General features: G+C 71.8%; 22 protein-coding genes. 10 read left to right on the forward strand and 12 right to left on the reverse strand.

The window, feature by feature from the left end; all coding sequences use genetic code 11:
- Nucleotides 1-170 precede the first annotated feature (170 nt).
- From ABZ693_RS20855 to ABZ693_RS20875, 5 genes are all read left to right on the forward strand, one after another.
- Nucleotides 171-851 carry a hypothetical protein gene (locus ABZ693_RS20855; protein ID WP_359879326.1) on the forward strand — a complete coding sequence of 227 codons (681 nt, stop codon included), beginning with the start codon at nt 171-173 and terminating at the stop codon, nt 849-851.
- A 14-nt stretch (nt 852-865) separates the two neighbouring features.
- Entirely contained in the window at nt 866-1045 is a 180-nt protein-coding gene (locus ABZ693_RS20860) for a hypothetical protein (RefSeq protein ID WP_359879236.1), read from the forward strand.
- A 161-nt stretch (nt 1046-1206) separates the two neighbouring features.
- Nucleotides 1207-1701, forward strand: coding sequence for a BlaI/MecI/CopY family transcriptional regulator (locus tag ABZ693_RS20865; RefSeq protein WP_359879238.1), 495 nt, complete (start codon nt 1207-1209; stop codon nt 1699-1701).
- 9 nt (nt 1702-1710) lie between these two features.
- A complete protein-coding gene (locus ABZ693_RS20870; protein WP_359879241.1) occupies nt 1711-2370 on the forward strand; it encodes an amino-acid N-acetyltransferase in 660 nt (219 codons plus the stop codon).
- Nucleotides 2371-2514: 144 nt separating this feature from the next.
- The gene (locus tag ABZ693_RS20875; protein WP_359879244.1) at nt 2515-2853 is read left to right on the forward strand and encodes a histone-like nucleoid-structuring protein Lsr2; all 339 of its coding nucleotides are present in this window, start codon (nt 2515-2517) and stop codon (nt 2851-2853) included.
- Here ABZ693_RS20875 and ABZ693_RS20880 read toward each other — a convergent pair.
- Nucleotides 2832-3509 carry an SCO3374 family protein gene (locus ABZ693_RS20880; RefSeq protein WP_359879247.1) on the reverse strand — a complete coding sequence of 226 codons (678 nt, stop codon included), beginning with the start codon at nt 3507-3509 and terminating at the stop codon, nt 2832-2834. The two genes, ABZ693_RS20875 and ABZ693_RS20880, sit on opposite strands and share 22 nt — an antisense overlap.
- Nucleotides 3510-3959: 450 nt before the next feature.
- Here ABZ693_RS20880 and ABZ693_RS20885 point away from each other — a divergent pair, with 450 nt between their 5' ends.
- Nucleotides 3960-6485 carry an ATP-dependent Clp protease ATP-binding subunit gene (locus tag ABZ693_RS20885; RefSeq protein WP_359879250.1) on the forward strand — a complete coding sequence of 842 codons (2526 nt, stop codon included), beginning with the start codon at nt 3960-3962 and terminating at the stop codon, nt 6483-6485.
- 89 nt (nt 6486-6574) lie between these two features.
- Here the strand turns inward: ABZ693_RS20885 and ABZ693_RS20890 are convergent, their stop codons facing one another.
- Nucleotides 6575-9664 carry an NACHT domain-containing protein gene (locus tag ABZ693_RS20890; RefSeq protein ID WP_359879252.1) on the reverse strand — a complete coding sequence of 1030 codons (3090 nt, stop codon included), beginning with the start codon at nt 9662-9664 and terminating at the stop codon, nt 6575-6577.
- Between the two features lie 492 nt (nt 9665-10156).
- Here ABZ693_RS20890 and ABZ693_RS20895 point away from each other — a divergent pair, with 492 nt between their 5' ends.
- Nucleotides 10157-10831 carry a M23 family metallopeptidase gene (locus ABZ693_RS20895; protein ID WP_359879255.1) on the forward strand — a complete coding sequence of 225 codons (675 nt, stop codon included), beginning with the start codon at nt 10157-10159 and terminating at the stop codon, nt 10829-10831.
- 53 nt (nt 10832-10884) lie between these two features.
- On the opposite strand, the gene ABZ693_RS20900 is transcribed toward ABZ693_RS20895, so the two are convergent.
- Entirely contained in the window at nt 10885-11448 is a 564-nt protein-coding gene (locus ABZ693_RS20900) for a TetR/AcrR family transcriptional regulator (RefSeq protein WP_359879257.1), read from the reverse strand.
- A gap of 105 nt (nt 11449-11553) precedes the next feature.
- Here ABZ693_RS20900 and ABZ693_RS20905 point away from each other — a divergent pair, with 105 nt between their 5' ends.
- On the forward strand, nt 11554-13221 hold the full coding sequence (locus ABZ693_RS20905) for an MDR family MFS transporter (RefSeq protein ID WP_359879260.1): 1668 nt from the start codon (nt 11554-11556) through the stop codon (nt 13219-13221).
- A gap of 82 nt (nt 13222-13303) precedes the next feature.
- Here ABZ693_RS20905 and cseC read toward each other — a convergent pair whose 3' ends face one another.
- From cseC to ABZ693_RS20935, 6 genes are all read right to left on the reverse strand, one after another.
- Entirely contained in the window at nt 13304-14761 is a 1458-nt protein-coding gene (gene cseC, locus ABZ693_RS20910; RefSeq protein ID WP_359879262.1) for a two-component system sensor histidine kinase CseC, read from the reverse strand.
- The gene (gene cseB, locus ABZ693_RS20915) at nt 14758-15474 is read right to left on the reverse strand and encodes a two-component system response regulator CseB (RefSeq protein WP_359879265.1); all 717 of its coding nucleotides are present in this window, start codon (nt 15472-15474) and stop codon (nt 14758-14760) included. Before cseB ends, cseC begins: the two co-directional genes overlap by 4 nt.
- Before the next feature lie 58 nt (nt 15475-15532).
- Nucleotides 15533-16180 carry a hypothetical protein gene (locus ABZ693_RS20920; protein WP_359879267.1) on the reverse strand — a complete coding sequence of 216 codons (648 nt, stop codon included), beginning with the start codon at nt 16178-16180 and terminating at the stop codon, nt 15533-15535.
- A gap of 35 nt (nt 16181-16215) precedes the next feature.
- A complete protein-coding gene (locus tag ABZ693_RS20925) occupies nt 16216-16824 on the reverse strand; it encodes a SigE family RNA polymerase sigma factor (protein WP_359879270.1) in 609 nt (202 codons plus the stop codon).
- A 419-nt stretch (nt 16825-17243) separates the two neighbouring features.
- Nucleotides 17244-18236, reverse strand: coding sequence for an HhH-GPD family protein (locus ABZ693_RS20930; RefSeq protein ID WP_359879272.1), 993 nt, complete (start codon nt 18234-18236; stop codon nt 17244-17246).
- Nucleotides 18237-18269: 33 nt separating this feature from the next.
- A complete protein-coding gene (locus ABZ693_RS20935) occupies nt 18270-18932 on the reverse strand; it encodes a phosphatase PAP2 family protein (RefSeq protein ID WP_359879275.1) in 663 nt (220 codons plus the stop codon).
- Between the two features lie 359 nt (nt 18933-19291).
- Between ABZ693_RS20935 and ABZ693_RS20940 the strand changes: the two genes are divergently transcribed.
- Nucleotides 19292-20125: a hypothetical protein gene (locus tag ABZ693_RS20940; RefSeq protein WP_359879278.1), complete on the forward strand. Its 834-nt coding sequence runs from the start codon at nt 19292-19294 to the stop codon at nt 20123-20125.
- 117 nt (nt 20126-20242) lie between these two features.
- On the opposite strand, the gene disA is transcribed toward ABZ693_RS20940, so the two are convergent.
- Both disA and radA read right to left on the reverse strand, forming a co-directional pair.
- Nucleotides 20243-21301 (reverse strand): DNA integrity scanning diadenylate cyclase DisA, encoded by a 1059-nt coding sequence (disA, locus tag ABZ693_RS20945; RefSeq protein WP_359879329.1) that lies wholly within the window; start codon nt 21299-21301, stop codon nt 20243-20245.
- Nucleotides 21302-21623: 322 nt separating this feature from the next.
- A complete protein-coding gene (radA, locus tag ABZ693_RS20950) occupies nt 21624-23045 on the reverse strand; it encodes a DNA repair protein RadA (RefSeq protein ID WP_359879280.1) in 1422 nt (473 codons plus the stop codon).
- A 197-nt stretch (nt 23046-23242) separates the two neighbouring features.
- Here radA and ABZ693_RS20955 point away from each other — a divergent pair, with 197 nt between their 5' ends.
- Nucleotides 23243-25051 carry a hypothetical protein gene (locus ABZ693_RS20955; RefSeq protein WP_359879281.1) on the forward strand — a complete coding sequence of 603 codons (1809 nt, stop codon included), beginning with the start codon at nt 23243-23245 and terminating at the stop codon, nt 25049-25051.
- Nucleotides 25052-25106: 55 nt separating this feature from the next.
- On the opposite strand, the gene ABZ693_RS20960 is transcribed toward ABZ693_RS20955, so the two are convergent.
- The gene (locus ABZ693_RS20960; RefSeq protein ID WP_435842487.1) at nt 25107-26072 is read right to left on the reverse strand and encodes a DUF3109 family protein; all 966 of its coding nucleotides are present in this window, start codon (nt 26070-26072) and stop codon (nt 25107-25109) included.
- Nucleotides 26073-26105: the final 33 nt, after the last annotated feature.

Genomic DNA, 26105 nt, shown 5'->3' on the forward strand with positions numbered 1-26105 from the left:
GCCGTGCCGACGACTCCCGCCCCACCCCCCTGGCGCTCGTCTCGCCGTGCAATCCGCCCGTGCGCGGGGTTTTCCCGCCGGGACTCGCCCGGAAGATCGATAGGCGGGAGTTTTGTCCGATTAGCGCGTATCGTCGCGTCATGCCCACGCCCTACGGACCCCGCGGCGGCATGGCGTTCAGCGCGGACGAGCTGCGTGTGCTCCGATGCGCCCTCGCCACCGCACTGAACCCTGCCCCCCTTCAGGACGAGGACGTCCAGGAGTGCCTGCGCCTGGCCGATTCCGTGGACGAGGCGGTCCGGGAGGCCGGCCGCCACCGCGCCTTCCTCCTCGCCGACCTGATCCGCTACCGCCGGGCCCTGCCCGGCTCCCTCACCGGCTACCTGGAACTCCTCCAGGACGCCCTCGCCGCCGGTTACGACCCCCACGCCGACGACCTCGCCGCGCTGCGGGCCCTGCGCGGCAACGCCACGGCCGCCGCGCTGCTCGCCCGCTGCCAGGTGCTGGCCGAGCGGTCCGTCCGGGCCCGGCTCGCCCGCGTCGCCCAGGCCCAGGCCCGTACCCCCGTCCGGGCGCCCGCGCCTCTGGTCCCGCCCCGGTCCGCCGTCCCCGCCGGCCCCTTCGCCCCCGTCCTCCCGCAGCGCACCCGGCTGCTCGCCCTGCCGGGCGGCCGCGGCGCCGCCGGCGACCAGGGCAAGGGGCCGAAACCGCCCTCTCCCGCCGCCCCCTCCCAGCCCGGCGCGAAGCCGCCCGAGCCGGGCGAACGGCCGGTTCCCAAACCCTCCGAGGTGTTCCCGCCGCGCCGGCGTCCGGTACCGCCGCCCCCGGCCGAGGAACGCGTCGCCGGATAGCTACTCTGGACGCCATGGACTACGTATCCGCACTCGTTCCCCCCGTTGTGATGGCCGCGTTCTTCATCGGTCTCGTCGTGACGATCGTCAAGAGCCAGGGCGGGCCGAACAAGGCCAAGGAGGACGCCGTCGTGGACGCCGCCCTCGCCCGCGCCCAGTCGGCCCGGCAGCAGGGCGGCGACCCCGTCGCGTAGCCCGCACGGTGCACGGGCCGCCCCCGCCGGCGGCGGTCCCGCGCACCCGCATGCCCGAAGGACGTACGACCGCGCCAGGCCGTACGTCCTTTTTGCTCCCTCATAGGTTGATTTATTCATAAATGGACGTGTATTCGGTCGTCTCGCACTAAGGTGGCGCTGTGCCCCGTCAACTGGGAGAACTGGAAGACGCGGTCATGACCCGCGTCTGGCAATGGAACCGCGCGGTGACCGTCCGGGAAGTCCTGGAGGATCTCCAGCGGGAACGCTCCATCGCCTACACCACCGTCATGACCGTATTGGACAATCTCCACCAGAAGGGCTGGGTGCGCCGGGAAGTCGAAGGCCGCGCCTATCGATATACGGCGGTCTCCACCCGCGCCGCCTACTCGGCCGCACTGATGAACGAGGCATGGGCGCAGAGCGACAACCCCGCCGCCGCTCTCGTCGCCTTCTTCGGCATGATGTCGCCCGGTCAGCGCGAGGCACTCGACGACGCCGTCCGCATCGTCCAGCGCGGCAACCCCGCGGCGAGCGCCGTACCGCCGCCCGCCGCGGCCCCGGCCGAATCGGCGGAACCCGCGGTGCCGGCCGCGTCCGGGGAATCCGCCGAACCCGCCGAGGGGGACGAGGGGAACGCGGAGTCCGGGCGATAACGTCCCCCCATGTCATCCCCGTCATCCCCGTCATCTGCGTCTTCCGGGTCTTCCGCGTTCTCGGCGTCCTCCGCGTCTTCGGCTTCATCCGCGCCGTCCGGGGCGCCCGCCTCTTCCTCCCAGCCCCTGCCGCCCGCGTCCGTCCCCGCCGCCCCGCGCCCCGCCCGCGCCATCACCGTGCGCCGGGCCCGCACCTCCGACATCGCCGCGCTGCGCCGGCTTGTCGATCCGTACGTACGGCGCGGGATCCTTCTCGACAAGGCGACCGTGACCCTTTACGAGGCCATCCAGGAGTTCTGGGTCGCGGAACGCGACGACGACGCCACGGTCGTCGGCTGCGGTGCGCTGCACGTGATGTGGGAAGACCTCGCGGAAGTCCGTACTCTCGCGGTGGATCCCTCCTTCAAGGGCGCCGGAGTGGGACATCAGGTGCTCGACAAGTTGCTGCACACCGCCCGATGGCTCGGTGTGCGGCGGGTATTCTGCCTCACCTTCGAAGTGGACTTCTTCGCGAAGCACGGCTTCACCGAGATCGGGGAGACTCCGGTCGACGGAGATGTCTACAGCGAGCTCCTGCGTTCCTATGACGAGGGTGTCGCGGAGTTCCTGGGACTCGAACGAGTGAAGCCGAACACCTTGGGCAACAGCCGGATGCTTCTGCACCTGTGAAGCGGGCACAGAACGGACCATCTATGTCCGAATCGCGCACGTTTCCCGCGCTGTCGGGGTTCTGAACCTCTCCCAGGGGTTTGTGTTTTTCCGGGAAAAGCGGTTTCCTTTCCGCGTACTGCATTTTCGATGAAAGGAAATCCGGTGGCACAGAAGGTTCAGGTCCTTCTTGTCGATGACCTCGACGGCGTCGAGGCGGACGAGACCGTGACGTTCGCGCTCGATGGGAAGTCCTACGAGATCGACCTCACCACCGCCAACGCGGAAAAGCTCCGTGGCCTGCTCGAGCCGTACACCAAGAATGGCCGCCGTACCGGCGGGCGCGGTGCCGGCGCCCGTGGCAAGGGTCGCGCCGCCGCTTCCGCCGGCAGCCCGGACACCGCGAAGATCCGCGCGTGGGCCAAGGAGAACGGTTACAGCGTGAACGACCGCGGTCGTGTGCCGGCCGACATCAAGGCGGCTTACGAGGACGCCAACCGCTGAATCGCCCGCTGAGCCGCCTTTAGCGGAGCGGCAGGCTTTACGGCATCCGGCTCCGGCCGGTGGCCGCGGGCCGCGTCCAGCAGTCGTGCCCGATGGCACGCCGCGGCGGCCGTGGCGACGAGCCGCGCCAGGCAGGGGCAGCCGCCCGCACCGCCCATGGGGGAGCGGTGCAGGGCCGGCAGCGCGGACTCCGCGCCGTGATCCGGCCGGGGAGCCCGCAGCCACACCGCGGCGTCGGCGTCGTCCCGCCAGGCGGGCGGCGCGGGGGCGGTCATGTGGCCTTCCGCGCCGAGGATTCGCAGGTCGAGGTGGATCCCGCCCCACTCCAGCCACTCCAGGAGCCCGGGCAGTTCATCGGCGTTTCCCGGGGCGACGAGGAAGTACGCGCGCCGCCCCGCGAGGGCCACCGGACCGGTCTCGGCACCCATCCGGCGCAGCGTCTCCCGACCGGCCTCGGCGGGCAGCTCCAGCGCGTCGAAAGCCACCCCTGTCACCAGCCGCGCGGGCGGCCCGGCCTCGGCCGGCCAGCCCAGCTCGCGCGCGTACCACCGGGCCCACAGGTCCTGCGGGACCCGGGGGCCCGGGAGGGCCGGACCGGCGCCGGGGGGCGTACGGGGGCCGGGGACGGGGCCCGGGCCGGGGGCGTCGGACGGCATGCCGGGGGAACGCCCTCGCCCGCCGATCGGTCACGTTCGGTCCTTGATCCGGAGCGAGGAGTGTCCATGATGGGGGCGTACGGGTGCATTCGGGCGCGCAAGGTTGTTCGCCCGTAGCGGAGGGAACCGGGGTGCGCCGCATGGAGTGTCCGTGCCTACGGGTAAGACATTCCATGTGGGGAGGGGCGTCTCGCGGGCAGAAGCGTCGCACGTTCGCCATCGGCGTACTTAAGCCGAGGCTGACAGCTTGGCCTGCGGGAACATCGTCTCGCACCATCGAGTTGGAGCATTTGTCGGCTGTTCGGCAAGCGGTCACCCCGAGAAGTAAGGGGGGATCCGGACGGATGTCGGCAGTTGGAATGAGCGGTCCCCGCTTGCGGGACTAAGCTGCGGAAGGACAGGGAGGGGATCGACCCCTAACTGACTGACCGCTCTGAGGAGCGATTAACGATGTTCGAGAGGTTCACCGACCGCGCGCGGCGGGTTGTCGTCCTGGCTCAGGAAGAAGCCCGGATGCTCAACCACAACTACATCGGCACCGAGCACATCCTTCTGGGCCTTATCCACGAGGGTGAGGGTGTCGCCGCTAAGGCCCTGGAGAGCCTCGGGATTTCGCTCGAGGCGGTCCGCCAGCAGGTGGAGGAGATCATCGGTCAGGGCCAGCAGGCCCCGTCCGGGCACATCCCCTTCACTCCTCGTGCCAAGAAGGTCCTGGAGCTCTCGCTCCGTGAGGCCCTCCAGCTCGGCCACAACTACATCGGCACCGAGCACATCCTGCTCGGCCTGATCCGCGAGGGCGAGGGCGTCGCCGCCCAGGTCCTCGTGAAGCTGGGCGCCGACCTGAACCGGGTGCGGCAGCAGGTCATCCAGCTGCTCTCCGGCTACCAGCAGGGCAAGGAGGCCGCCACCGCCGGCGGTCCCGCCGAGGGCACCCCCTCGACCTCCCTCGTCCTGGACCAGTTCGGCCGCAACCTCACCCAGGCCGCCCGCGAATCCAAGCTCGACCCGGTCATCGGGCGCGAGAAGGAGATCGAGCGGGTCATGCAGGTGCTGTCCCGCCGTACGAAGAACAACCCGGTCCTCATCGGCGAGCCCGGCGTCGGCAAGACGGCGGTCGTCGAGGGCCTGGCCCAGGCCATCGTCAAGGGCGAGGTGCCCGAGACCCTCAAGGACAAGCACCTCTACACCCTCGACCTCGGTGCCCTGGTCGCCGGCTCCCGCTACCGCGGTGACTTCGAGGAGCGCCTGAAGAAGGTCCTCAAGGAGATCCGCACCCGCGGCGACATCATCCTGTTCATCGACGAGCTCCACACCCTCGTGGGTGCGGGTGCCGCCGAGGGCGCGATCGACGCCGCCAGCATCCTCAAGCCGATGCTGGCCCGCGGTGAGCTCCAGACCATCGGTGCGACCACCCTCGACGAGTACCGCAAGTACCTGGAGAAGGACGCGGCCCTCGAGCGCCGCTTCCAGCCCATCCAGGTCGCCGAGCCGTCGCTGCCGCACACGATCGAGATCCTCAAGGGTCTGCGCGACCGTTACGAGGCCCACCACCGCGTCTCCATCACGGACGAGGCCCTGGTCCAGGCCGCGACCCTGGCCGACCGCTACATCTCCGACCGCTTCCTGCCGGACAAGGCGATCGACCTGATCGACGAGGCCGGCTCCCGGATGCGCATCCGCCGGATGACCGCGCCGCCGGACCTCCGCGAGTTCGACGAGAAGATCGCCGCCGTCCGCCGGGACAAGGAGTCCGCGATCGACTCGCAGGACTTCGAGAAGGCCGCCTCGCTCCGTGACAAGGAGAAGCAGCTCCTCGCCGCGAAGACCAAGCGCGAGAAGGAGTGGAAGGCCGGCGACATGGACGTCGTCGCCGAGGTCGACGGCGAGCTGATCGCCGAGGTCCTCGCGACCGCCACCGGCATCCCGGTCTTCAAGCTGACCGAGGAGGAGTCGAGCCGCCTGCTGCGCATGGAGGACGAGCTCCACAAGCGCGTCATCGGTCAGAAGGACGCCGTCATCGCGCTCTCGCGCGCCATCCGGCGTACCCGTGCCGGCCTGAAGGACCCGAAGCGCCCCGGCGGTTCGTTCATCTTCGCCGGCCCGTCCGGTGTCGGTAAGACCGAGCTGTCCAAGGCGCTCGCCGAATTCCTCTTCGGCGACGAGGACGCGATGATCTCCCTCGACATGTCGGAGTTCAGCGAGAAGCACACGGTTTCGCGGCTCTTCGGTTCCCCGCCCGGATACGTGGGCTACGAAGAGGGCGGCCAGCTCACCGAGAAGGTGCGCCGCAAGCCGTTCTCCGTGGTTCTCTTCGACGAGGTCGAGAAGGCCCACCCCGATATCTTCAATTCCCTTCTCCAGATCCTGGAAGACGGTCGCCTGACCGACTCCCAGGGCCGGGTCGTGGACTTCAAGAACACGGTCATCATCATGACGACCAACCTCGGGACCCGGGACATCTCGAAGGGCTTCAACCTCGGCTTCGCGGCCCAGGGCGACACGAAGTCCAACTACGAGCGGATGAAGGCGAAGGTCAGCGACGAGCTGAAGCAGCACTTCCGCCCGGAGTTCCTCAACCGTGTGGACGACGTCATCGTCTTCCCGCAGCTGACGCAGGACGACATCCTCAAGATCGTCGACCTGATGATCAACCGGGTGGACGAGCGCCTGAAGGACCGGGACATGGGCATCGAGCTCTCCCAGTCCGCCAAGGAGCTCCTCTCCAAGAAGGGCTACGACCCCGTGCTCGGCGCCCGTCCGCTCCGCCGGACGATCCAGCGCGAGATCGAGGACACCCTCTCGGAGAAGATCCTCTTCGGCGAGCTGCGCCCCGGCCACATCGTGGTCGTGGACACCGAGGGCGAGGGCGAGGAGAAGACCTTCACCTTCCGCGGCGAGGAGAAGTCGGCCCTGCCCGACGTTCCTCCGGTCGAGGCGGCGGGCGGCGCGGGCCCGAACCTCTCGAAGGAAGCGTGACGCGCCACGGCGTGAAGCGGTAGACGCAGTAAGGGGCGGCCCCGGAACCGGTGACGGTTCCGGGGCCGCCCCTTTGGCGTGGGGGTGGGTCAGGTGATGATCTCGACCGCCGGGGGGAGATGCTCGGTGCCGGTCAGCTCGTGGCCCGTTCTCAGGATTCGCAGCCCCGGCAACCCGGCCAGGGCGGCCACATCGACCGTCTCCTCTGAGCGGGCCGTGAGATGGAGCGCCTCCAGCGTCGGGAAGAGCCGTACGAGCCGGTCCAGCTCCGGATGGTTGTCGTGGGTCAAATGGACGGTCTTGACGTTGTCGAGCGTGACACCGTCCGGACAGAAGGCGAGGTCGTTGCAGTCGATTCGCAGGGTGCGGATCCGGGTGAGGGCGGCGAGCTGGACCCAGGCCCCGGCAGTCAGGAGGGGGGACCGCCACAAGTTCAGCGTGTGCAGGTGCTCCAGGCGCTCCAGATGCCTCAGCCCTTCCTGGGGCCAGGCGGCCGGCAGTTCCAGAGCGGCGAGTGGTGCCCCGGCGGGCAGGTCGGCGGCGGACCAGACGGTGGTCGAGTTCAGCCCGATGACCAGGGAGGACAGCCGGGTCAGCCCGGCCAGCGCTGTCAGGGAGTGCTGCTTGCCGGCTCGTCGCAACCGAAGGAAGACCGGATCGCAGGCGGTGAGCAGCCGGGCGAGCGCTTCGTCCGAGACGCGCTCGCCGATCTCCAGCAGGTCGGGGCGCAGTCCGAGCCGCAGCAGCTCGCCGGCGTGCTCGTCGCCCGGCACGAAGTACCGGAGATCGGTCGGATCGAGCCGGACGACGACCTCCTCGGCGTACTCCTGGGGGTCGAAGCGCGGCCACGCCCAGATCAGCTGGGAACGGACGTCGAGATCGGGATGGTCCGCGAAGCGGGCCAGATAGGGGAGGGCCGCACCGGACACGATGTGAGAGGCGGCAATCACAGAGTGCAGCGCGTCCGGCGCGTCGAGGTCGCCGGGGCCGTTCAGCAGGTGCAGTACCGCCCGTCCGCCTGCCGCGAGCGCGCGGGCCTCCTCGGGCGAGCGGGGCGGGACGACCTCGGCGGTCCGCGCCAGGATCTCCTCCCGCACGTCCGGGGAGACCTCGGTCGCGTGGTCCAGCGCGGTCGCCGCCACGACCAGGACCCGCAGCTGGGTGGCACGGCCGTCGGCGGAGTCCGCGACGGTCAGCAGTTCGCGCAGCAGCTCGTCGCACTCGCGCGGCCGGGCGTGCCCCGCGGCCATGCGGATGACGTCCTCCCACTGGTCGTCGCCTGCGTGGCTGACCAGCAGCCCGATGTCCCAGCGCTCCACCAGGTGCTTGGCGGCGAGGAAGTCCTGGAAGGTGCGGTGGACGAATTCCACCGTCTCGGCTGTGGGCTCGCGGAGCAGGCCGCTGCGCTGGAGGAGATGCGCGAAGACCTTGTCCGGGTCGCCGACGGCATGGGCCTCCGGAACGGCGGGGATGGCCTCGGCGGTGATCGTCTTCGCTCGCTCGCGGTCGATCTGGGTGCGGCCGTTCACCGTGAGCCAGTAGGCGAGGCGCTGGATCAGCCGGATCTGCGCGTCCTCGGACAGTTCGACGCCCGACGGCGACCCCATGTCCCGTTCGCGGTCGCGGCGCTCCAGGAGCATCGACAGGGCGGCCTCGTACAGGCTCTTGCGGCCGCGTGGCAGAAAACCCCGGCGGTCGCGGTGGAGGGCACAGATCAGACCGCACATGAGGGGGTTCGTGGCGAGCCGGCCGATGTCCTCGTTGGCGCGCAGGGCGTCGAGGAGGGGCTGCTCGTACGAGGCGGCGCCGGGGCCCGCCGCGCGGTGCCAGCGCTGGACGAAGGTGGTGACCTCGGCGCGGGCCATAGGGGAGAGGGTGAGCTCGGTGAAGCCGTCCCCGGCCAGCCAGTCGTCACGCACCGCCGTGGGGCGTGAGGTCACCAGCCAGCGGTTCCCCTCCCCGTACGCGGCGAGCAGGTCGCGCAGCCAGGTGCGGGCCCGGCCGCGTTCGGCCTCGGGGATCTCGTCGATGCCGTCGACGAGGACCAAGCCGCGTCCGGCGGACAGCACCCGGTCGATCCAGCCGTCCGGTGCGGGGAGCGGGCAGTCGGCGGCGGAGAGGAAGTCCGCGACGGCGGGCAGTCGCTCGCCGTGCCGGGTGAGGGTGCGCAGCGGGAGGACGAAGGGGACGCGTCCCCAGAGATACGTCATGCCCTCCACGGGCTCTTCGGCCGCCGCCGCGAGGGTGAGCCACTGGCTGAGCGTGGTCTTGCCGGAGCCCGCCTGGCCGCGCAGCAGGATTCGGTGGTGTTCCACGAGGGCGAGATCGGCACGTACGGAGCGGGTGCGGTAGGCGGCCGTGGGGTCGGTCTGGTGCCTGGTGAAGGTCGCGAGCCAGGCGGCATCGGCCATCTCTTCCCTCCCGGCGCCTGTCGCGAGCCGGATGGCATCGGCCGCCCCCTCCCCGCTCCCCGTCGCCTCCAGCGACAGATACGCCATGTCCAGCGGCCACTCGGCCTCCGACCGGTACAGGTCGATGCCGTAGATGGTGAGCCGGCCGTGCTTCGCGGCCAGGTGGGACAGGTAGCGGCGCTCGAAGGCGGCGTCGCGGGCGTCCGGGTGGGGGAGGCGGTCCAGGAGGGCGTCCGTTTTCGTGGCGAGGTCGGCCTGGCCGCGGGACTGCTCGACCAGGGTGCGGGCCACGAAGGAGGGGCGCTGGGTGAAGAACTCCAGGATGTGGCGGCAGGCGGTCTCGGTGGCCGCCTCCAGGAAGAGGACCGAGGACGTGGCCAGTCCGTCCGGGGGCGGGGCGGCGGCGCGCAGGCGCCCCGCGAGGGCCTCGTGGCCGAGGTGGACGGCTTGGACGTCGTCCATGTCGAGGTCGCCGAGGGCGAGCAGGCCGGCGGCCAGCGCGTCCGTCACGGCCTCGGTCTCGTCGGCGGGGAACGGCGGCTCGCCGGGGCCGGCCGCGGCCCGTTCGACGAGGGTGGCGGCGAGCTTGCGGACGTCCTTGTCGGTCAGCGTGCGCTTCTCGCCGCGGAAGGAGACGAGGCCCGAGAGCCGGATCCGGCGGGCGGACCCCGGGAGCCCGGCCCCGGGAACGTCGTTGACCAGCAGTTTCTTCATCAGTGGCCCGATGGCGGCGGTGGCGAGGCGGCTGCCGGCGACTGCTGGGTCCATCTGTCTCCCCCTGGTGCTCCCCGGTGGTCCCCGGGGCTCGTCAGCGTAGTGGCGGACCGGTTTTCCGGGGGCTTATCGAGTGACCCAGGTCGCATTAGCGCCTTTCGCGTCGTGAGAGGCGCCACAGCGTTTTCGGAGGGTACTAAGTGGAATAGTGATGACTTTTATGGCTGATTCAGGACATTGGCGGGCGGAGAGGGGGGAGCGGAGTCGCAAGCGGAGCGAGGCGGGCGCGGAGTCGCGGGTCGGCCGGGGCGGTGGGGCCCTGACGTGCGGATAAACCGGGGTGCGGGGCGGCCTGGACGCCGGTTCTCGGGGGCGCCCGGCAGGGCCGTCAAGGGGTGAACTTCCGCGGAGATCGTTACGACCCTATGTCGTAGATAGGGCGTTTTGGGTTGGTTGGGGAGCCGGGTTACCAAGGATGAGCAAGCCCGGCGCTCACCGCTCACAGCATTCGCGTCGGGATCCCGTTCCACCGGAGGTTTCCCCCGTATGTCGAAGCGCGTCACGAAGCCCAGCATCCGTACCACCGCCGTCGCCCTCGCCGCCGCCGGCCTGGGAGCGTCGCTGGTGGCCGGTGCGGGCTCCGCGTTCGCCGCCGAGCACGCGGCGGCTGTCACCAGCCCTGTGAACGTCACCGCGTCCGCCGCCGTCGCCAACCAGGCCGACGTCCAGGCGAAGGTCGCCGCTCAGGTCAAGGCCGCCGCCGTCAAGGCGCAGGCCAAGACCGTCTCCGCGCAGAAGTCCGCTGCCTGGGTCAAGCCGGTCAGCTCCTACGCCCTGTCCGCCTCGTACAACCAGGGCGGCGCCATGTGGGCCCACAAGCACTCCGGCCAGGACTTCGCCGTCCCGGTCGGCACCGTGGTCAAGGCCGCCGCCGACGGTACCGTCGTGAAGGCCGGCCCGAACGGTGGCGGCGACGGCCCCGCGTACGGCAACGCCATCGTCATCAAGCACGCCAACGGCACGTACTCCCAGTACGCCCACCTGTCGAAGATCCAGGTCAACGCCGGCCAGAAGGTCTCCGCCGGTCAGCAGATCGCCCTCTCGGGCAACACCGGCAACTCTTCCGGCCCGCACCTGCACTTCGAGATCCGCACCACCCCGAACTACGGTTCCGCCGTGAACCCGGTCGCGTTCCTGCGTACCCACGGCGTCACCATCTGACATATGCCGGACGTGACTGAGTCCGAGCCCCCGCCCTGACGGGCGGCGGCCGCTCAGTGGCCCTTCTGGGCCTGTTCGACCAGATCGAGGGCGACCTCGAGGACGGCTTTCCGCTTGTCCTCGGGGTCGCCTTCGACGTTCGCCATGAAGAACGTGCCCGCGTGCAGCGTGAAGATCGCGCTGATGCAGCGGGCCTTGTCGGTCAGCGAGGAGCCCGGCTCCTGGATCAGGTCGTTCAGCGTGAGCATGCGCTCCTTGAACGTGAGCCCGACGCTGAGCTTGCTCACCACCGCGTGGTTGTCCTGCATGAAGCGGAACAGCGGGGCGGCGGCGATCAGGTTCACCTGGTAACGGCGCAGGATCTCCTGCTTGGTCTCCAGGGTGCGCGGCTGTCGGCCCGCCCAGGCGATCAGCTCGTCCATGGGGGCGGTGAGGTCCTGGAAGATCCCGATGAGGATGTCTTCCTTGGTCTTGAAGTGGTAGTAGAGCGCGGCCTTGGTGACGTCGAGGCGTTCGGCGATCTCGCGCAGCGAGGTCTTCTCGTACCCCTGCTCGGCGAAGAGCTCCAGGGCCACGCTCTGGATGCGCTGGCGGGTGTTGCCTCGTGCCTGGGCCATGCTTCTCGCTCCCACGAAACTTACTTGACGACCGGCTAGTTGGACGTCTACTTTCCCCAGTGTAGTAACTAGCCGGGCGGCAAGTAAGGGAGCGACGTGGGGGACATGGCCGACGCGAAGACGAAACAGATACATCCGAAGGACACCGAGACGACGGTGGCGGAGGGGACGACGGGGGACACCGAGGCGGGGCCGCAGCCGCGCAGCGTCCGGGTCGTCCTCCTCGCCCTCATGATCGCGATGCTGCTCGCGATGCTGGACAACATGATCATCGGCACGGCCATGCCGACGATCGTCGGCGAGCTCGGCGGCCTGGAGCACCTCTCCTGGGTCGTCACCGCCTACACCCTGGCCACCGCCGCCTCCACCCCGATCTGGGGCAAGCTCGGCGACATGTTCGGACGCAAGAGCGTCTTCCTGACCTCGATCGTCATCTTCCTGATCGGCTCGGCGCTCAGCGGCATGGCCCAGGACATGGGCCAGCTCATCGGCTTCCGCGCCGTCCAGGGTCTGGGCGCCGGCGGTCTCATGGTCGGCGTCATGGCGATCATCGGCGACCTGATCCCGCCGCGTGAGCGCGGCAAGTACCAGGGCATGATGGCCGGCATCATGGCGCTCGCCATGATCGGCGGACCGCTGGTCGGCGGCACCATCACCGACCACTGGGGCTGGCGCTGGTCCTTCTACATCAACCTGCCGCTGGGCGTCGTCGCCCTCGTGATGCTGACCGTCGTGCTCCACCTGCCCAGGAAGGAGCGTGCGGCCGGCACCCGGATCGACTTCCTCGGCGCCGCGCTGCTGACCGTCGGCATCACCGCGATCGTGCTGGTCACCACCTGGGGCGGCACGGAGTACGCGTGGGGTTCGAGCATGATCATCGGCCTCGGGGCCGGCGGTACGCTCTCGCTTCTGGCCTTCCTCTTCGTCGAGCGGCACGCGGCCGACCCGATGGTGCCGCTGCACATCTTCCGCAGCCGCAACTTCACCCTCATGTCGGTGATCGGCTTCTTCACCGGCTTCGTGATGTTCGGCGCCACGCTGTTCCTGCCTCTGTACCAGCAGTCCGTGCAGGGCGCGTCCGCGACCAACTCCGGCCTGCTGCTCCTGCCGATGCTGCTGGCGATGATGGTCGTCTCGATGATCGCCGGCCGCGTCACCACCAACAGCGGCAAGTACAAGATCTTCCCGATCATCGGCGGCGCGTTCATGGTCGTCGGCCTGTTCCTGCTGTCCACCATGGACACCGGCACCACGCGCTTCACCTCCGGCCTCTACATGGCCGTGCTCGGCGCCGGCATGGGCTTCCTGATGCAGATCACGATGCTCGTCGCGCAGAACAGCGTCGAGATGAAGGACATGGGTGTCGCCTCCTCGTCGACCACCCTCTTCCGGACCCTCGGTTCGTCCTTCGGCGTCGCGATCATGGGCGCCCTGTTCAACCACCAGGTCAACGCCGAGATGGCGGCCCGCGGCGGCGGCGACCTGACCGCCAAGTCGGCGCAACTCGACGCGGCGAGCCTGGCGAAGCTGCCGGCCGCGCTGCGCGAGGCCTACCAGTACGCGGTCACGGCCGGTACGCACTCCGCGTTCCTCGTGGCCTCGGCCGTGGCCGTCGTCGGCTTCGTCCTCGCCTTCTTCGTCAAGGAGGTCGCGCTCCGCGGGGCCGGCCTCGCGAAGAAGGACGAGGAGGAGGGCGAGAAGACGGACGAGAAGACGGACGAGAAGAAGGACGCGGAGAAGGTGGCGGCCCCGGCCCTCACCGACGCGGTCTGAGAACCGTCCCGCCGTCCGACGAACGGCCCCCGGCATCGCCTCGCGCGACGCCGGGGGCCGTTCGTCGTGGTCCCCAGCCCGCTCAGTCCGGAAGGCGCAGTACGGGGAAACTCCCCGTGTCCGTCGGCGCGTGCTCCGGCAGCCACAGCACCGCGATCGCGCCGCCCGTCCCCTCCGGCGAGCCCTCGGGCCCGGCGTTGCGGAAGGTGAGCCGGGCGCCGAGTACGCGCGCCTGGCCGGTCGCGATGGTCAGGCCCAGGCCGTGGCCCTTGCCCGCGCGGTCGCTACTGCCCGTACGGAAGCGGCTCGGGCCCTCCCGCAGCAGCGCCTCCGGGAACCCGGGGCCGTGGTCGCGGACCCGGACGACCCGGCCCTCGACGGTGACCTCCACCGCGCCCGCGCCCTTGCCGTGCCGGGCGGCGTTCGCGAGCAGGTTGCCGAGGATCCGCTCCAGGCGGCGCGGGTCGGTGCTGACCCACGACTCGTGCACCACCCGTATCTCCGCGTCCGGGTCGAAGGCCCGCACCCGCCGCTCCACGAACTCGCCGAGCGCGATCTCCTGCAGCTCGGCCCGCTCCGACGCGCCGTCGAGCCGGGCCACCTCCAGGACGTCCTCGACCAGCGTCCGCATGGCCTGCGCCCGGTCCCGTACGAGCTCGGTCGGCCGGCCCGGCGGCAGCAGCTCGGCCGCCGTGAGCAGGCCGGTCACCGGGGTCCGCAGCTCGTGCGCGATGTCGGCGGTGACCCGGCGCTCGGCCTCGATACGTTCGTTCAGGGCGTCGGTGAGGGCGTCGATGGCCCGCGCCAGCTCGTCCGTCTCGTCGCGTACGACACCGCCGATGGCGTCGCGGACCCGCAGGTCCGTGTTGCCCTGGGCGACCCGGCCGGCCGCCGAGGCCGCCTTGCGCAGCCGGCGGGACAGCTGGCCGCCGATGAGCACGCCGAGCGCGCAGCCGCCGAACACCACCGACACCGAGCCGATGATCAGCGCCCGGTCCAGGTCCTTCATGATCGTGGCGCCGCGGTCGGCGAAGGGCACGTGCAGCGACAGGACGTCGCCGTTGGCGAGCGGCACGGCCGCCCACACGTCCGGCGGGCCGCCGTGGTGTTCCTGGACGTAGGTGCCGCGGCGGCGGTCGCGCATCAGCTGGTCGAGCTGGGCGGGCAGCGCCGGGTCGTTGATCTTGGTGCCGAAGCGCGGTTCCTTCGGCTTCGACGTCTCGTACACGCGCTGGGCGAAGACCAGCCGCCACATCTGCACGTCACGGGCGTTGTCGAGCATGGAGACCCGGGCCGCGTTGTGGACGACGAGACTGAGCGTGACCGCGACGAGCGCGCCGACGGCGGCGATGGCGACGGCGATCTTCCACCGGACGCCGGTGCGCAGCGCGATCCCCTTCTCCTGGTCACGTCCGGACTCCGGGGCCGCCTGTCCGTTCCGGCCGGCGGCTCCCCGTACCCAGTTCACGCCGCGGTGCACGCCCCGGCTCACGCTCCGGTTCATGCCCTGCTTCACGCCCTGTTCCACGCCCTGCTTCATGCCTTGAGCTTGTAGCCGAAGCCGCGGACCGTCTCGATCCGGTCCTGGCCGATCTTCGTGCGCAGCCGCTGCACATGGACGTCCACGACGCGGGTGTCGCCGCCCCACCCGTAGTCCCAGACCCGTTCCAGGAGCTTGTCCCGAGACAGCACGGTGCCCGGCGCCGTGGAGAACTCGAGCAGCAGCCGCATCTCGGTCGGGGTCAGCGCGACCGGCGCACCGGACCGGCGTACCTCCATGCCCTCGGTGTCGACCTCCAGATCGCCGCCCCCGAAGACGAGCACCCCGCTCGGCGCCGCCCCCGCGCGCCCGCCGCCGTCCGCCCCTCCGGCCCCGCCGCCGGCGTGGCCGAAGCGGCGCAGGACGGCGCGGATCCGGGCCATCAGCACCGAGCCGTCGAACGGCTTGGTGACGTAGTCGTCCGCCCCGGCCTCCAGGCCGAGGACGACGTCGATCGAGTCGGCCCGCGCCGACAGCATGATCACCGGCACGGTCGACTCGTCCCGGATCCGCCGGCACAGGCTGACCCCGTCCATCCCGGGCAGCATCACGTCCAGCAGCGCGATGTCGGGACGGCGCGCCCGGAAGGAATCGAGCCCGGACAGGCCGTCGGGCATGGCCGTCACCACGAAGCCGTCCCGCTCCAGGGCGAGCTGGGTCGCCTCGCGGATGACGTCGTCGTCCTCGACGAACAGGACATGGGTCTCGGCCATGGGGTGCTTTCCGTCCTCTCTCGGAATCGTGGGGGCTTTCGGGTGACTGCGCGGAGGGTCAGTCCGAGGGCGGGCTCGGGGCCGGCTCGGCCCCTTCGATGCCGCCCTCGCCGACGGCCTTGCTGTAGTCGTTGTGTATCCAGTCGTGCTGACTGAACTTGTTGCCCGACCAGCGGTACGTGACGACGTCCTCGCCCGAGGGATACGCGACCGGGTCCCCCTTCGCGTACACCTGCCGGGTGACGATCAGATCGCCCCGGTCGATGGTGCCGTAGACGGCACCGTCCTCCGCGATGAAGACGTTCGAGTATGTCTCCTCGCTCTCCCGACGGTATACGTACGTCCCGATGCCGACCGCGTCACCGCAGGTCATCACGTTGACGACGATGTCCGGGGAGCCGGAGTTCGTGAGGTTCCCGTACGAGGTGTCCACCGGGTAGATGTCCGCCGCGCACGGCTTGAGGTCGTCCTTCACCTGCTTGCGGATCTTCGGATCGGCCTTGAGCAGGGCGATCGGGTCGACCCGCTTGGCGTCCTTGCCGCCGTTCTCGCCGGCCGGATAGGACGGCGACGCGGCGACCGGGGCGTTCGACGAGGACCCGTCGGCACGGGCCGCGCCCTCGTCGCGCGATCCGGTGCCACCGGTCGAACAGCCGGCGACGAACACGCCGACGGCGGCGAGCCCGGCCACCGCCGTGATGCTCACCGCCCGAAATCCGGCCGTTCTGTCGGCCAAGTCTTCTAGGCCGCGCAACGCTCCTGCTCCCGCTTGTCGTCGTGTCCGCCCCGTACGGTCGTGCCCCGCCCCGGCGCGCCGGCGGCCAGAGCCCGGTTGTCGCCCTCGGCGGCCCGGTTCTCCAGTTCCTGACGCAGTCGGGCCAGCGCGCGGTGGAGCGTGCTCTTCACGGTACCGGTCGACATGCCGAGCGCCGCAGCCGTCTCCTCGGTGCTCATCTGCTCCCAGTGGCGCAGCACGACGACACTGCGCTGCTTGGGCGCGAGCACCTTCAGGATGTCCATGAGCAGCGCCCGGTCGGCGTGCTGCTCGGTGGCGTCTTCGACGCGCGCGTCGGGCAGCTCCTCGGTGGGGACCTCGTCCAGCTTGCGGGCCCGCCACCACTCGGTCCGGGTGTTGATCATGACGCGGCGGAGGTACGCGTCGGCCAGCGACTTGTCGGCGATGCCGTCCCAGCGACCGTACGTACGGGCCAGCGCGGTCTGGAGCAGGTCCTGGGCGTCGACGGGATCGGGCACGAGACGGCGCGCGCTGCGCAGGAGCGCGTCCTGCCGTGTGCGTACGTACTCCTCGAAATCGAGCACCTCGCCGCCGAACACCTTGCCGTGCGCCATCCGAACCGCCTCCATCCCCGTGACCTGCCTGCGTACCCGTTTCCGGGTACGTCGACGACGCTACGGAGCGGTTGTCACGGAGGTGTGCGGGGCAGCCGTCGGCGGGCGCACGGCTGTCCATCGGTTGTGTAACAGCGGATGGAGAGGTTCCGGATATGCGCCACCGGAGACGGCGGAGAAAGGAGCGAACCCTCTCGACCTCATCCCTTTCTTTTCCACCTCTCCCCCCAAAGAAACGAAAAGCCCCCACCCATCTCTCCCACCCCACCCGGACACGCGGGCGGGGAGGGCGGAGGACGGACGGGAGCGGGGGACGGGGAGGGGGCGGTGTCCGAGACGCGGAGCGTGCGGGGCGGCGCGGAACAGGGGCCAGGAGGTCTCACGGCACCGGATCCGCGCCCCGCACCACGCGCCCCCGATCAGGCCAGCGGCAACCGGTACCGTCCGCCCTCCAGCGGCTCCACCAGCCCGTCCGCCACCAGCCCGTCCAGCGCCCGCCCTCGCTGCATCGCGTCGTCCCACACCGCGTCCAGCGCCGCCTGCGGCACCGGATCCGTGGACTCCCGCAGGACGGCGAGCAGCTTGCCGCGCACCTGCCGGTCGGTGCCGGCGTACGTCTGGCCGCGGCGCGGCGGCCCGTCGTGGGCGGGCTTCCCGGAGAGCCGCCAGGCGCAACGGTCGGCGAGCGGGCAGCGCCCGCAGTCCTCGTTCTTCGCCGTGCACACGAGCGCGCCGAGTTCCATGGAGGCGGCGGCCCAGCGGGCGGCGGTCGACTCCTCCTCGGGCAGCAGGGCGCGGGCGAGGCGCCGCTCGGCGGCCGTGGTGGCGTTCGGCGGGTACTGCACGCCGGTCGCCGCCCGCGCGAACACCCGGCGCACGTTCGTGTCGAGCACCGGGTGGCGCTGCCCGTACGCGAAGGAGGCGACCGCGGCGGCGGTGTACTCGCCGATGCCGGGCAGGGCGATCAGCCGGCCGTGGTCACGCGGTACGTCGCCACCGTGCCGTTCCGTTATGGCGACGGCGGCGGCGTGCAGCCGGAGCGCCCGGCGCGGGTAGCCGAGCCGGCCCCAGGCGCGGACGGCCTCGCCGGGGGCTTCGGCGGCGAGGTCGGCGGGGCGGGGCCAGCGCGCCAGCCACTGCTCGTACACGGGCAGGACGCGCACGACGGGGGTCTGCTGGAGCATGAACTCGCTGACCATCACGCCCCACGCCCCCGCCTCGGGGCGGCGCCACGGCAGGTCGCGGGCGTGCCGGTCGAACCAGGCGAGGACGGGGCCGTGCAGCGTGGCGGGGTCCTCGGGCCCGGCGGAACCGCGGGCGGCGGCTCCGGCCCGGGCCCCGGCCCCGGCGGGGGAGGCGGAGGAGGCGGCGGCGGGGAGGGCGTCGGGTGTGGGGGCGTCGATGGAAGTCATGGCACTCCCGATCCTGACATGTTCCCGCGCGGATCAGTACGCGCCGTGGCGCGCGCCCCCGGGGCGCGCGGAGGCACGGCCGCGCGGACCACGCCCCACGCACCACACCACCGCGCTGCTCCGACTGGAGCGGGCGGAGTCGACGAGCGCGACCACGGGGCGGCGGGCCGCCTTCATCACGACGTACGCGATGATGCCGCCGGCCAGCAGGCCGACGGTCACGTCGTGCGGGTAGTGGACGCCGACGAAGACCCGGGAGAACGCCATGAGCAGGGCCATGGGGGCGGTCAGCCAGACGATGCCCCGCCAGGACAGGGCGAGCGCGAGGGCGGCGGCGCCGGCGATGGCGGAGTGGTTGCTCGGGAAGGACCAGTCACCAGGGGCCGGGCAGTCGACGAGCGGGCTGGGCGCCCCGGTCATGGCCCGGCACGGACGTTCCTCGTCGACGAGCGACTTCAGTCCCTCGCTCACGACGTAGCCGAAGGCCGTCGCGAGCGGGGCGAGCAGCGCGAGCGCCATGGCGTCGTCCGACCCGCGCCGCATCCGCCACCAGCCGGCGATGAACAGCACCCCGAAGAGCAACAGCCCGAGCTCGGTCCATACCTCCGCCAGTTTCTGGAACCAGTGGGGTGTGGTGTGCGCGAAGTCGAGTATGTCGAGATACAGGCTGTCGGAGAGATCGAGGAGGTTGTCCATGGTGGTCGACGTTAACCGGCTTACGGAGGTGCTCGCTCCGGCCGAAGGGCGACAGGACTCCCCGACGAAAGTAGGGGGTACGGGACCGGCCTGGTGAAACGGGGGGTGAACGCGGCCGGGAGGCCCGTGAAACCGGCCGTGAAGAAGGCGCGCGCGAAAGCCCCCAGGGGGAGCCCCCAAGGAGCCCCGGAAGGGCCGCGGAGGAGCCCGTGACGGCCCTGCCGGGACATCCCCGAGCCGTCCCGGACCCCTCCGGGAGGAGTTTCCGGCCAGGCGAGGATGTGATCATCGGCAAAACTTGGTGTCTGGGGCGGCATGGAGGGCGGGAGTTGGGCCCGTTCTCTCGTAAGGTTCGTGGCGTGGGATCTTTGCGCAAACCGGTCGGGCCGCTTCCCTCCTCCATCTACTGGCGCAGGAGGGCGGTGGCGGCGTGCCTGATCGCCCTTCTCGCGCTGCTCGCCCTATGGGCCGTCACCTCCGGTGGCAACGGGAGCAAGAAGACCGACGACAAGGCCAACGGCTCTTCTCCCGCACCGGAGATCACGCCCGGACCCTCGGGCACGGGACCGGCGATCAGCCAACGGCCGGGCGGCCGGGACGAGTCGGACGCCGGTGACGGCGGCGACGGCAAGGGCGGTGCCGGTACGGGCGCCGGTTCCGGCGACGGCTCGGACACGGGCGCGGGCGGCGGTTCCGGTGGCGCGGACGGCAAGAACGGCGACACGGACGGGGCCGGCGGCGACGGCGGTGCCGGTACGGGCGCGGGCCAGCGGGTCCCGGCCGGGTCCTCGCTGCCGAACTGTGTCCCCGGCGCGATCCAGTTGACGCTCGGTCAAGCGAAGAACGCGTACGAGCCGGGCGAGAAGCCCCGCTTCAAGCTGACCGTCCGCAACACCTCCGGTGCCGCCTGCAAGACGGATCTCGGCCCGAAGAACGCGGTGTTGACGGTCCGTGACACCACCGGCGTCCTGTGGTCCTCGAAGGACTGCCCGAGCCCGGCGTCCCCGCTCTACCTGAAGGTCCCGGCGCACTCCACGATCACCCACACCGTGGAGTGGGACCGGCACCGCAGCGCCCCGGAGTGCGCGAAGGCCGCGGACCGCGGCCAGGTCGGCCCGGGCACCTACCTCGTGGAGGCCGCGGTGCCGGGCGAGAAGGTGGCGCCGGTGTCGTTCCAGCTCGCGAAGGACTGAACCGGCCGGCCGCTGTCGGGCCGCCGGGGAAAAACCGCGGAGGGGCGGACGGGACCCATGCGTCCCGTCCGCGGCCTCCGGGCTTACGTATGTACGTACGTGTCGGCCCGCGTACGGCTAGACGTACCGCTCCAGGATCGACGACTCCGCCAGCCGCGACAGGCCCTCGCGCACGCTGCGCGCCCGCGCCTCGCCGACGCCGTCCACGGTCTGGAGGTCGTCCACGCTTGCCGCGAGCAGCTTCTGCAGCCCGCCGAAGTGCTCCACGAGCCGCTCGATGATCGCGCCGGGCAGCCGCGGCACCTTCGCGAGGAGCCGGTAACCGCGCGGCGACACCGCCGAGTCCAGCGTCTCGGGGGAGCCGCTGTAGCCCAGCGCCCGGGCCACGTTCGGCAGTTCGAGGAGTTCGGCGTGGGTGAGCGCGTCCAGCTCGGTCAGCGCCTCGGCGACCGTGCGGGAACGCTTCGCCGACGGCTCGGGCACGTAGTCGCGGACGACCAGCTCGCGCTCCGGCTCCACGCCCGCGATCAACTCGTCGAGCTGGAGGGACAGAAGCCGGCCGTCGGTGCCGAGCTCCACCACGTACTCGGCGATCTCGGTGGCGATCCGGCGCACCATCTCCAGGCGCTGGCACACGGCCGTCACGTCCCGGACCGTCACCAGGTCCTCGATCTCGAGCGCGGAGAGGGTGCCGGCCACCTCGTCGAGGCGCAGCTTGTACCGCTCCAGGGTCGCCAGCGCCTGGTTCGCGCGGGACAGGATCGCGCCCGACTCCTCCAGGACGCGGCGCTCGCCGTTCACGTACAGGGCGATGAGCCGCATCGACTGCGACACCGAGACGACCGGGAAGCCGCACTGCTTGGAGACCCGGTCCGCCGTACGGTGCCGGGTGCCGGTCTCCTCGGTCGGGATCGACGCGTCGGGGACCAGCTGGACGCCGGCCCGCAGGATCTTGCTGATGTCCTTGTCGAGGACGATCGCCCCGTCGAGCTTGCACAGCTCGCGCAGCCGCGTCGCCGCGAACTCGACGTCGATGACGAAACCGCCCGTGCACATCGACTCGACGCTCTTGTCCATGCCGAGGACGATCAGACCGCCGGTATTGCCGCGCAGCACGCGTTCGAGTCCGTCGCGCAGGGCGGTGCCGGGGGCGACGGCGCTGAGCGACGCACGCATCAGTGCTTCGTTGTCCTTGGCTGCCACTGCACTCCTCCGGCTCGTACGGATGGGCGAGACCAGGGCAAAGTCTAGCGACACCACCCCGTCGCCCTCCGCCGCGCGCCGGGAGCGCCCACCCGTCGCCGGCCCCCGTCGCGTCGCCTTCCCTTACCCGGGCACGCCCGACTTCAGCCCCGCGCGGCCTGTTCCCTCCCCGCGCAGCCGTCCTCGAACCTCGAACGAACCCCGAACGAACCTCGAACGGACCCGGAATCGCCCCGGGTCAGCCCCGGGTCAGCCCCGGGTCAGCCCCGACTTGGTCCCCGAACCGACCCTCGCCCTAACCCCGCGCCGATTCCGCCGTCTCCGTCATGTCCGGTGTACGGGACCGGCGGCTGCGCGGCAGGACCCGCAGCGCGTCGCCCATGTCCGCGACCTCGGTGACCTTCATGCCCGGCGGGACCTTGCCCGGGTCCGTCGGGACGAGCGCGTGCGTGAAGCCGAGCCGGTGCGCCTCCGCGAGCCGGCGCTGCACGCCCGTCACCCGCCGGACCTCGCCCGCGAGCCCCACCTCGCCGATCGCCACCAGGTTCTTCGGCAGCGGCGTGTCGCTCGCGGCGGAGGCCAGGGCCAGCGCGATGGCCAGGTCGGCGGCGGGCTCGGACAGCTTCACGCCGCCCACCGTCGCGCTGTAGATGTCCCGCTTGCCGAGCGCGCTGATCCGGCCCCGCTGCTCCAGGACCGCGAGCATCATCGACACCCGGGAGGTCTCCAGACCGGACGTGGTCCGGCGCGGCGACGGGATCTGCGAGTCCACCGTCAGCGCCTGCACCTCGGCCACCAGCGGCCGGCGGCCCTCCAGGGTCACCGTCAGACAGGTGCCGGGCACGGCCACGTCACGGCGCGTCAGGAACAGCCCGGACGGGTCGGCGAGCCCCGTGATGCCCTCGTCGTGCAGCTCGAAGCAGCCGACCTCGTCCGTCGCCCCGTACCGGTTCTTCACTCCGCGCACCAGGCGCAGCCGGGCGTGCCGGTCGCCCTCGAAGTGCAGCACCACGTCCACCAGGTGCTCCAGGAGCCGGGGGCCGGCGATCGCGCCGTCCTTGGTGACGTGGCCGACGAGCAGCGTGGACATGCCGCGCTCCTTCGAGGCCCGGATCAGCGCCCCGGCGACCTCGCGGACCTGCGCCATGCCGCCCGGCGCGCCGTCGATCTCCGGCGAGGCCACGGTCTGTACCGAGTCGAGGATCAGCAGCGAGGGCTTCACGTCGTCGAGGTGTGCGAGAACGGCCGACAGGTCGGTCTCCGCCGCCAGGTACAGATGGTCGCTCAGGGCGTGGATCCGGTCGGCGCGCAGCCGCACCTGGCTCGCGGACTCCTCGCCCGTCACGTACAGCGTGCGGTGCTGGTCACTGGCCGCCTTCGCGGCGACGTCGAGCAGCAGCGTCGACTTGCCGACGCCCGGCTCGCCCGCGATCAGCACGACCGCGCCGGGCACCAGACCGCCGCCGAGCACCCGGTCCAGTTCGTCGACGCCGGTGCTGCGGGCCGTCGCCGACCGCCCGTCGACCTGGCCGATCGGCAGCGCGGCCGTGGACACGCGGCCCGCGGCCGTGGTCCGTACGGCGGGCGTGCCGTACTCCTCGACCGTGCCCCATGCCTGGCATTCGGGGCAGCGGCCGAGCCACTTGGCGGTCTGCCAGCCGCACTCGGTGCAGCGGTAGGACGGCCTGTCCTTGGCGGTTTTGGTACGAGCAGCCATGAGCGCCACCGTATAGCCCGGGTCTGACAACGACCCCGGCCGCGCCCCTCCAGCCCGGCCCCAGGAGCCGCCCCCAGCCTGGCCCAGCCCGGCCTCCGGCGCGCTCCCGTCCCCCATCGGGTGATCACTTCACCCGTATGGATTAAAAGCATGCAAGCCGAGCGAACGGTCCCCGCCCCCGCCCCTACGGTCGCCGGGTGACGAGCAGCAGGCTGGACCACCCCACGTGGAGCACCGGCGGGACCGGCGGGACCGGTGGAACCGGTGGCGACTCCCGCGCGCCCGGGCGGCAGCCCGCGCGGTACGGGCCGGCGGAGCGGTACGACGCGTATCTCGACGGCCTGTTCACGTACTGCCTCTCTGTGCTGTGCGACCACGACACGGCCACCGCCGTCCTCGGCGACGTGCTCGTCCTCGCCGAACGGCACCAGGGCCGCTGCCCCGCCGACGAGTCCGGCCGGCGCGCGTGGCTGTACGCCCTGGCCCGCTGGACCTGTCTGCGCGTCCTCGGCGAACAGCGCCGCGCACGGCGCACGCGCCGGGGCGCGGGAGTGGGCGCGCACACCGGCCGCCCCTCGCACGCGTCCGTGGCGCCCGCCCCGCTCACTGAGCCCCCGACCCCCGAGGTGGCCGACCGGCGCCGGGCCGAACTCGCCGCGCTCGCCTGGCCCGAGGCCGCCGGGACCACGCCGCAGCAGCGCGAGGCGCTGGAACTGGCGGTACGGCACGGGCTCGGCGCCCGCGAGATCGCGGCCGTCCTGTCACTCGATCCGGTGAGGGCCCGCGAGCTGTTGTCCTCGGCCGCGTGCGAGGTGGAGCGGACCCGGGCCGCGCTGGCCGTCGTCGGCACCGGCGGCTGCCCGGTCGTCGCGCGGTTCACCGGCGACCAGCGGGTGCTGCTGTCGGCCACCCTGCGCACCGAACTGGTCCGGCACGTCGACGACTGCCCGCGCTGCCGCCGCGCCGCCGAGCGCGCCGGCGCGAGCGGCCCCTGGCCGGGCGCCCTCGCCGCGGCCCTCCCCGGCTCCGCCGCCGGCAGTCCGGCGCTGCCGATCGTGCCGGCCCCCCGCGCCGCCGCGTACGGGGCCCTGCGGCCGCCCACGCGCGCGTGGGCCGTCGGCCCGCACTTCGCGGCGACCGGTTTCCCGGTGGACCCGAAGGTCCACGCGGCGCGCCGCGACCGGATGCGGACCCGTGCCCTCACCACCACCCTGGTCGCCGCGGTCGTCGCCGCGCCGGTGCTCGCGCTGTGGACCTCGTACCGGGGCGTGCCGGGCGTGGGGGAGGGGCAGGGCGGCGCCCGGATCAGCGCGCGCGAGGCGGACGAACCGAGCGGCGGCAGCGACGCGCGGCCCACCGCGCGGTACGAGAACACCGGCAGCGCCCGCACCTCCCCCGACCCCCGCTACACCCGCGGCAGCCGTTCCCCGGACGTGTCGGTCGAGGTGATCAGCCCCGGCGCGCCCGCCGGACCGGTCGCGCCGGGCACCCCCGCGCCCGCCCGGATCGCGGCCGCGGCCCGCGGCAGCGGCACGACGACCCTGCTGACGCTCACCAACGAGGGCGGGCGGCCCGGCACCTGGTCGCTGTGGTCCGACGCGCCCTGGCTGTACGTGAGCCGGGCCGCCGGCAGCCTGGCCCCCGGCGAGTCGGTCACCGTCCGGATCGCCGTCGACCGCCGGCACGAACCGGACGGCCCCTGGAGCGCCCGGGTCGGCGTCCAGCCGGCGGGCGCGATGGTACGGATCGGCGGGTACGGGACGCGGCCGGCGCCCGCGCCGACGCGGCCCGCCCCGCCGCGGCCGACCAGCGGCGGTCCGTCGGCCCCGCCGCCCACCGGCGCGCCGCCGACCAGCCCGCCGCCGTCGACGGCCGAGCCCACCCGGCCGCCGGCGACCGCGCCGCCCACGAGCCCGGCCACCACCGACCCGGCCCCGACGCCCACGCCGACGGGCCCGGCCCCGACGCCCGGCTCCCCGGACCCGGACCCGAGCCCGTCTTCGTAAAACGTCTCCGTAAACGTCTCCGTAAACCCGTGTCCGCCCTCGCCGAGGGCGGAGGTCAGGAGGGGTCCGCCGGGTGCGGCGCGACCAGCGGCAGCTGCGAGGCGAGCCGCGCCTCGCACAGCCCGACCAGCACGTCGTACGCCGCCTGCCCCATCATCTCGACGAGTTCCGGCCGGTACGAGACGTAGACCGGCCGCTCGCCCACGTGCGCGGACGTGGCCGTCGTGCAGTACCAGTGCAGGTCGTGGCCGCCCGGGCCCCAGCCGCGCCGGTCGTACTCTCCGATCGACACCTGCAGGACCTTGGTGTCGTCGGGGCGCTCGATCCAGTCGTACGTCCGCCGCACCGGCAGCTGCCAGCACACGTCCGGCTTGGTCTCCAGCGGCTCGACGCCCTCCCGCACGGCCAGGATGTGCAGCGCGCAGCCGGCGCCGCCCGCGAAACCGGGGCGGTTCTGGAAGATGCACGAGCCCTTCCAGCGGCGGGTCTGCCGGTCGCCGTCCTCGTCGGTCTGCGTCCAGCCCGTCGCGCTGCCGACGTCGTGGAACTGCCACACCTCGGGCGTGAGCCGCGCGACGTGCCCGGCGACCCGCTGCTCGTCGTCCTCGTCGGAGAAGTGCGCGCCCAGCGTGCAGCAGCCGTCGTCGGGGCGGCCCTCCTTGATGCCCTGGCAGCCGTTGCCGAAGACGCAGGTCCAGCGGGAGGTGAGCCAGGTCAGGTCGCAGCGGTAGACCTGCTCCTCGTCGTCCGGGTCGGCGAACTCGACCCACGCGCGCGGGAAGTCCAGGCCCTTCTCGTCCGGTTCCGGGGCGATGTCCTTCCCCTTCCCCTTTCCCTTGCCCTCGTTCTTTCCCTTGGCCTTCTTCGAGACCTTGACCGACTTGGCGGCGTGGGCGATGCGGGCCGCCTTCGCCTGCCGCTCGGCGTCGGCCCCCGCGGGGGCGGCGGAGGTGGTGGCGGTCACGTCGGCGCTGACCTTGCCGGTGTCTTTGCCCGGCTTCGCCTTTTTCGTCTTTGGCACGACTCCAAGCGTATGCGGGCGGGCGCAGTAGCG

It is taken from the genome of Streptomyces laurentii (genome assembly GCF_040635425.1).
Classification (GTDB): Bacteria; Actinomycetota; Actinomycetes; order Streptomycetales; family Streptomycetaceae; genus Streptomyces; species Streptomyces laurentii.

What these genes read in the sequence shown, in the direction of transcription:
- ABZ693_RS20905 (WP_359879260.1), top strand. Translation starts at nt 11,554, where the DNA reads ATGGCCGACGCGAAGACGAAACAGATACATCCGAAGGACACCGAGACG.
- ABZ693_RS20880 (WP_359879247.1), bottom strand. Translation starts at nt 3,509, where the DNA reads ATGCCGTCCGACGCCCCCGGCCCGGGCCCCGTCCCCGGCCCCCGTACG.
- disA (WP_359879329.1), bottom strand. Translation starts at nt 21,301, where the DNA reads ATGCGTGCGTCGCTCAGCGCCGTCGCCCCCGGCACCGCCCTGCGCGAC.
- ABZ693_RS20890 (WP_359879252.1), bottom strand. Translation starts at nt 9,664, where the DNA reads ATGGACCCAGCAGTCGCCGGCAGCCGCCTCGCCACCGCCGCCATCGGG.
- ABZ693_RS20930 (WP_359879272.1), bottom strand. Translation starts at nt 18,236, where the DNA reads ATGACTTCCATCGACGCCCCCACACCCGACGCCCTCCCCGCCGCCGCC.
- cseB (WP_359879265.1), bottom strand. Translation starts at nt 15,474, where the DNA reads ATGGCCGAGACCCATGTCCTGTTCGTCGAGGACGACGACGTCATCCGC.
- cseC (WP_359879262.1), bottom strand. Translation starts at nt 14,761, where the DNA reads ATGAAGCAGGGCGTGGAACAGGGCGTGAAGCAGGGCATGAACCGGAGC.
- ABZ693_RS20925 (WP_359879270.1), bottom strand. Translation starts at nt 16,824, where the DNA reads ATGGCGCACGGCAAGGTGTTCGGCGGCGAGGTGCTCGATTTCGAGGAG.
- ABZ693_RS20900 (WP_359879257.1), bottom strand. Translation starts at nt 11,448, where the DNA reads ATGGCCCAGGCACGAGGCAACACCCGCCAGCGCATCCAGAGCGTGGCC.
- ABZ693_RS20860 (WP_359879236.1), top strand. Translation starts at nt 866, where the DNA reads ATGGACTACGTATCCGCACTCGTTCCCCCCGTTGTGATGGCCGCGTTC.
- ABZ693_RS20855 (WP_359879326.1), top strand. Translation starts at nt 171, where the DNA reads ATGGCGTTCAGCGCGGACGAGCTGCGTGTGCTCCGATGCGCCCTCGCC.
- ABZ693_RS20895 (WP_359879255.1), top strand. Translation starts at nt 10,157, where the DNA reads ATGTCGAAGCGCGTCACGAAGCCCAGCATCCGTACCACCGCCGTCGCC.
- radA (WP_359879280.1), bottom strand. Translation starts at nt 23,045, where the DNA reads ATGGCTGCTCGTACCAAAACCGCCAAGGACAGGCCGTCCTACCGCTGC.
- ABZ693_RS20870 (WP_359879241.1), top strand. Translation starts at nt 1,711, where the DNA reads ATGTCATCCCCGTCATCCCCGTCATCTGCGTCTTCCGGGTCTTCCGCG.
- ABZ693_RS20885 (WP_359879250.1), top strand. Translation starts at nt 3,960, where the DNA reads ATGTTCGAGAGGTTCACCGACCGCGCGCGGCGGGTTGTCGTCCTGGCT.
- ABZ693_RS20935 (WP_359879275.1), bottom strand. Translation starts at nt 18,932, where the DNA reads ATGGACAACCTCCTCGATCTCTCCGACAGCCTGTATCTCGACATACTC.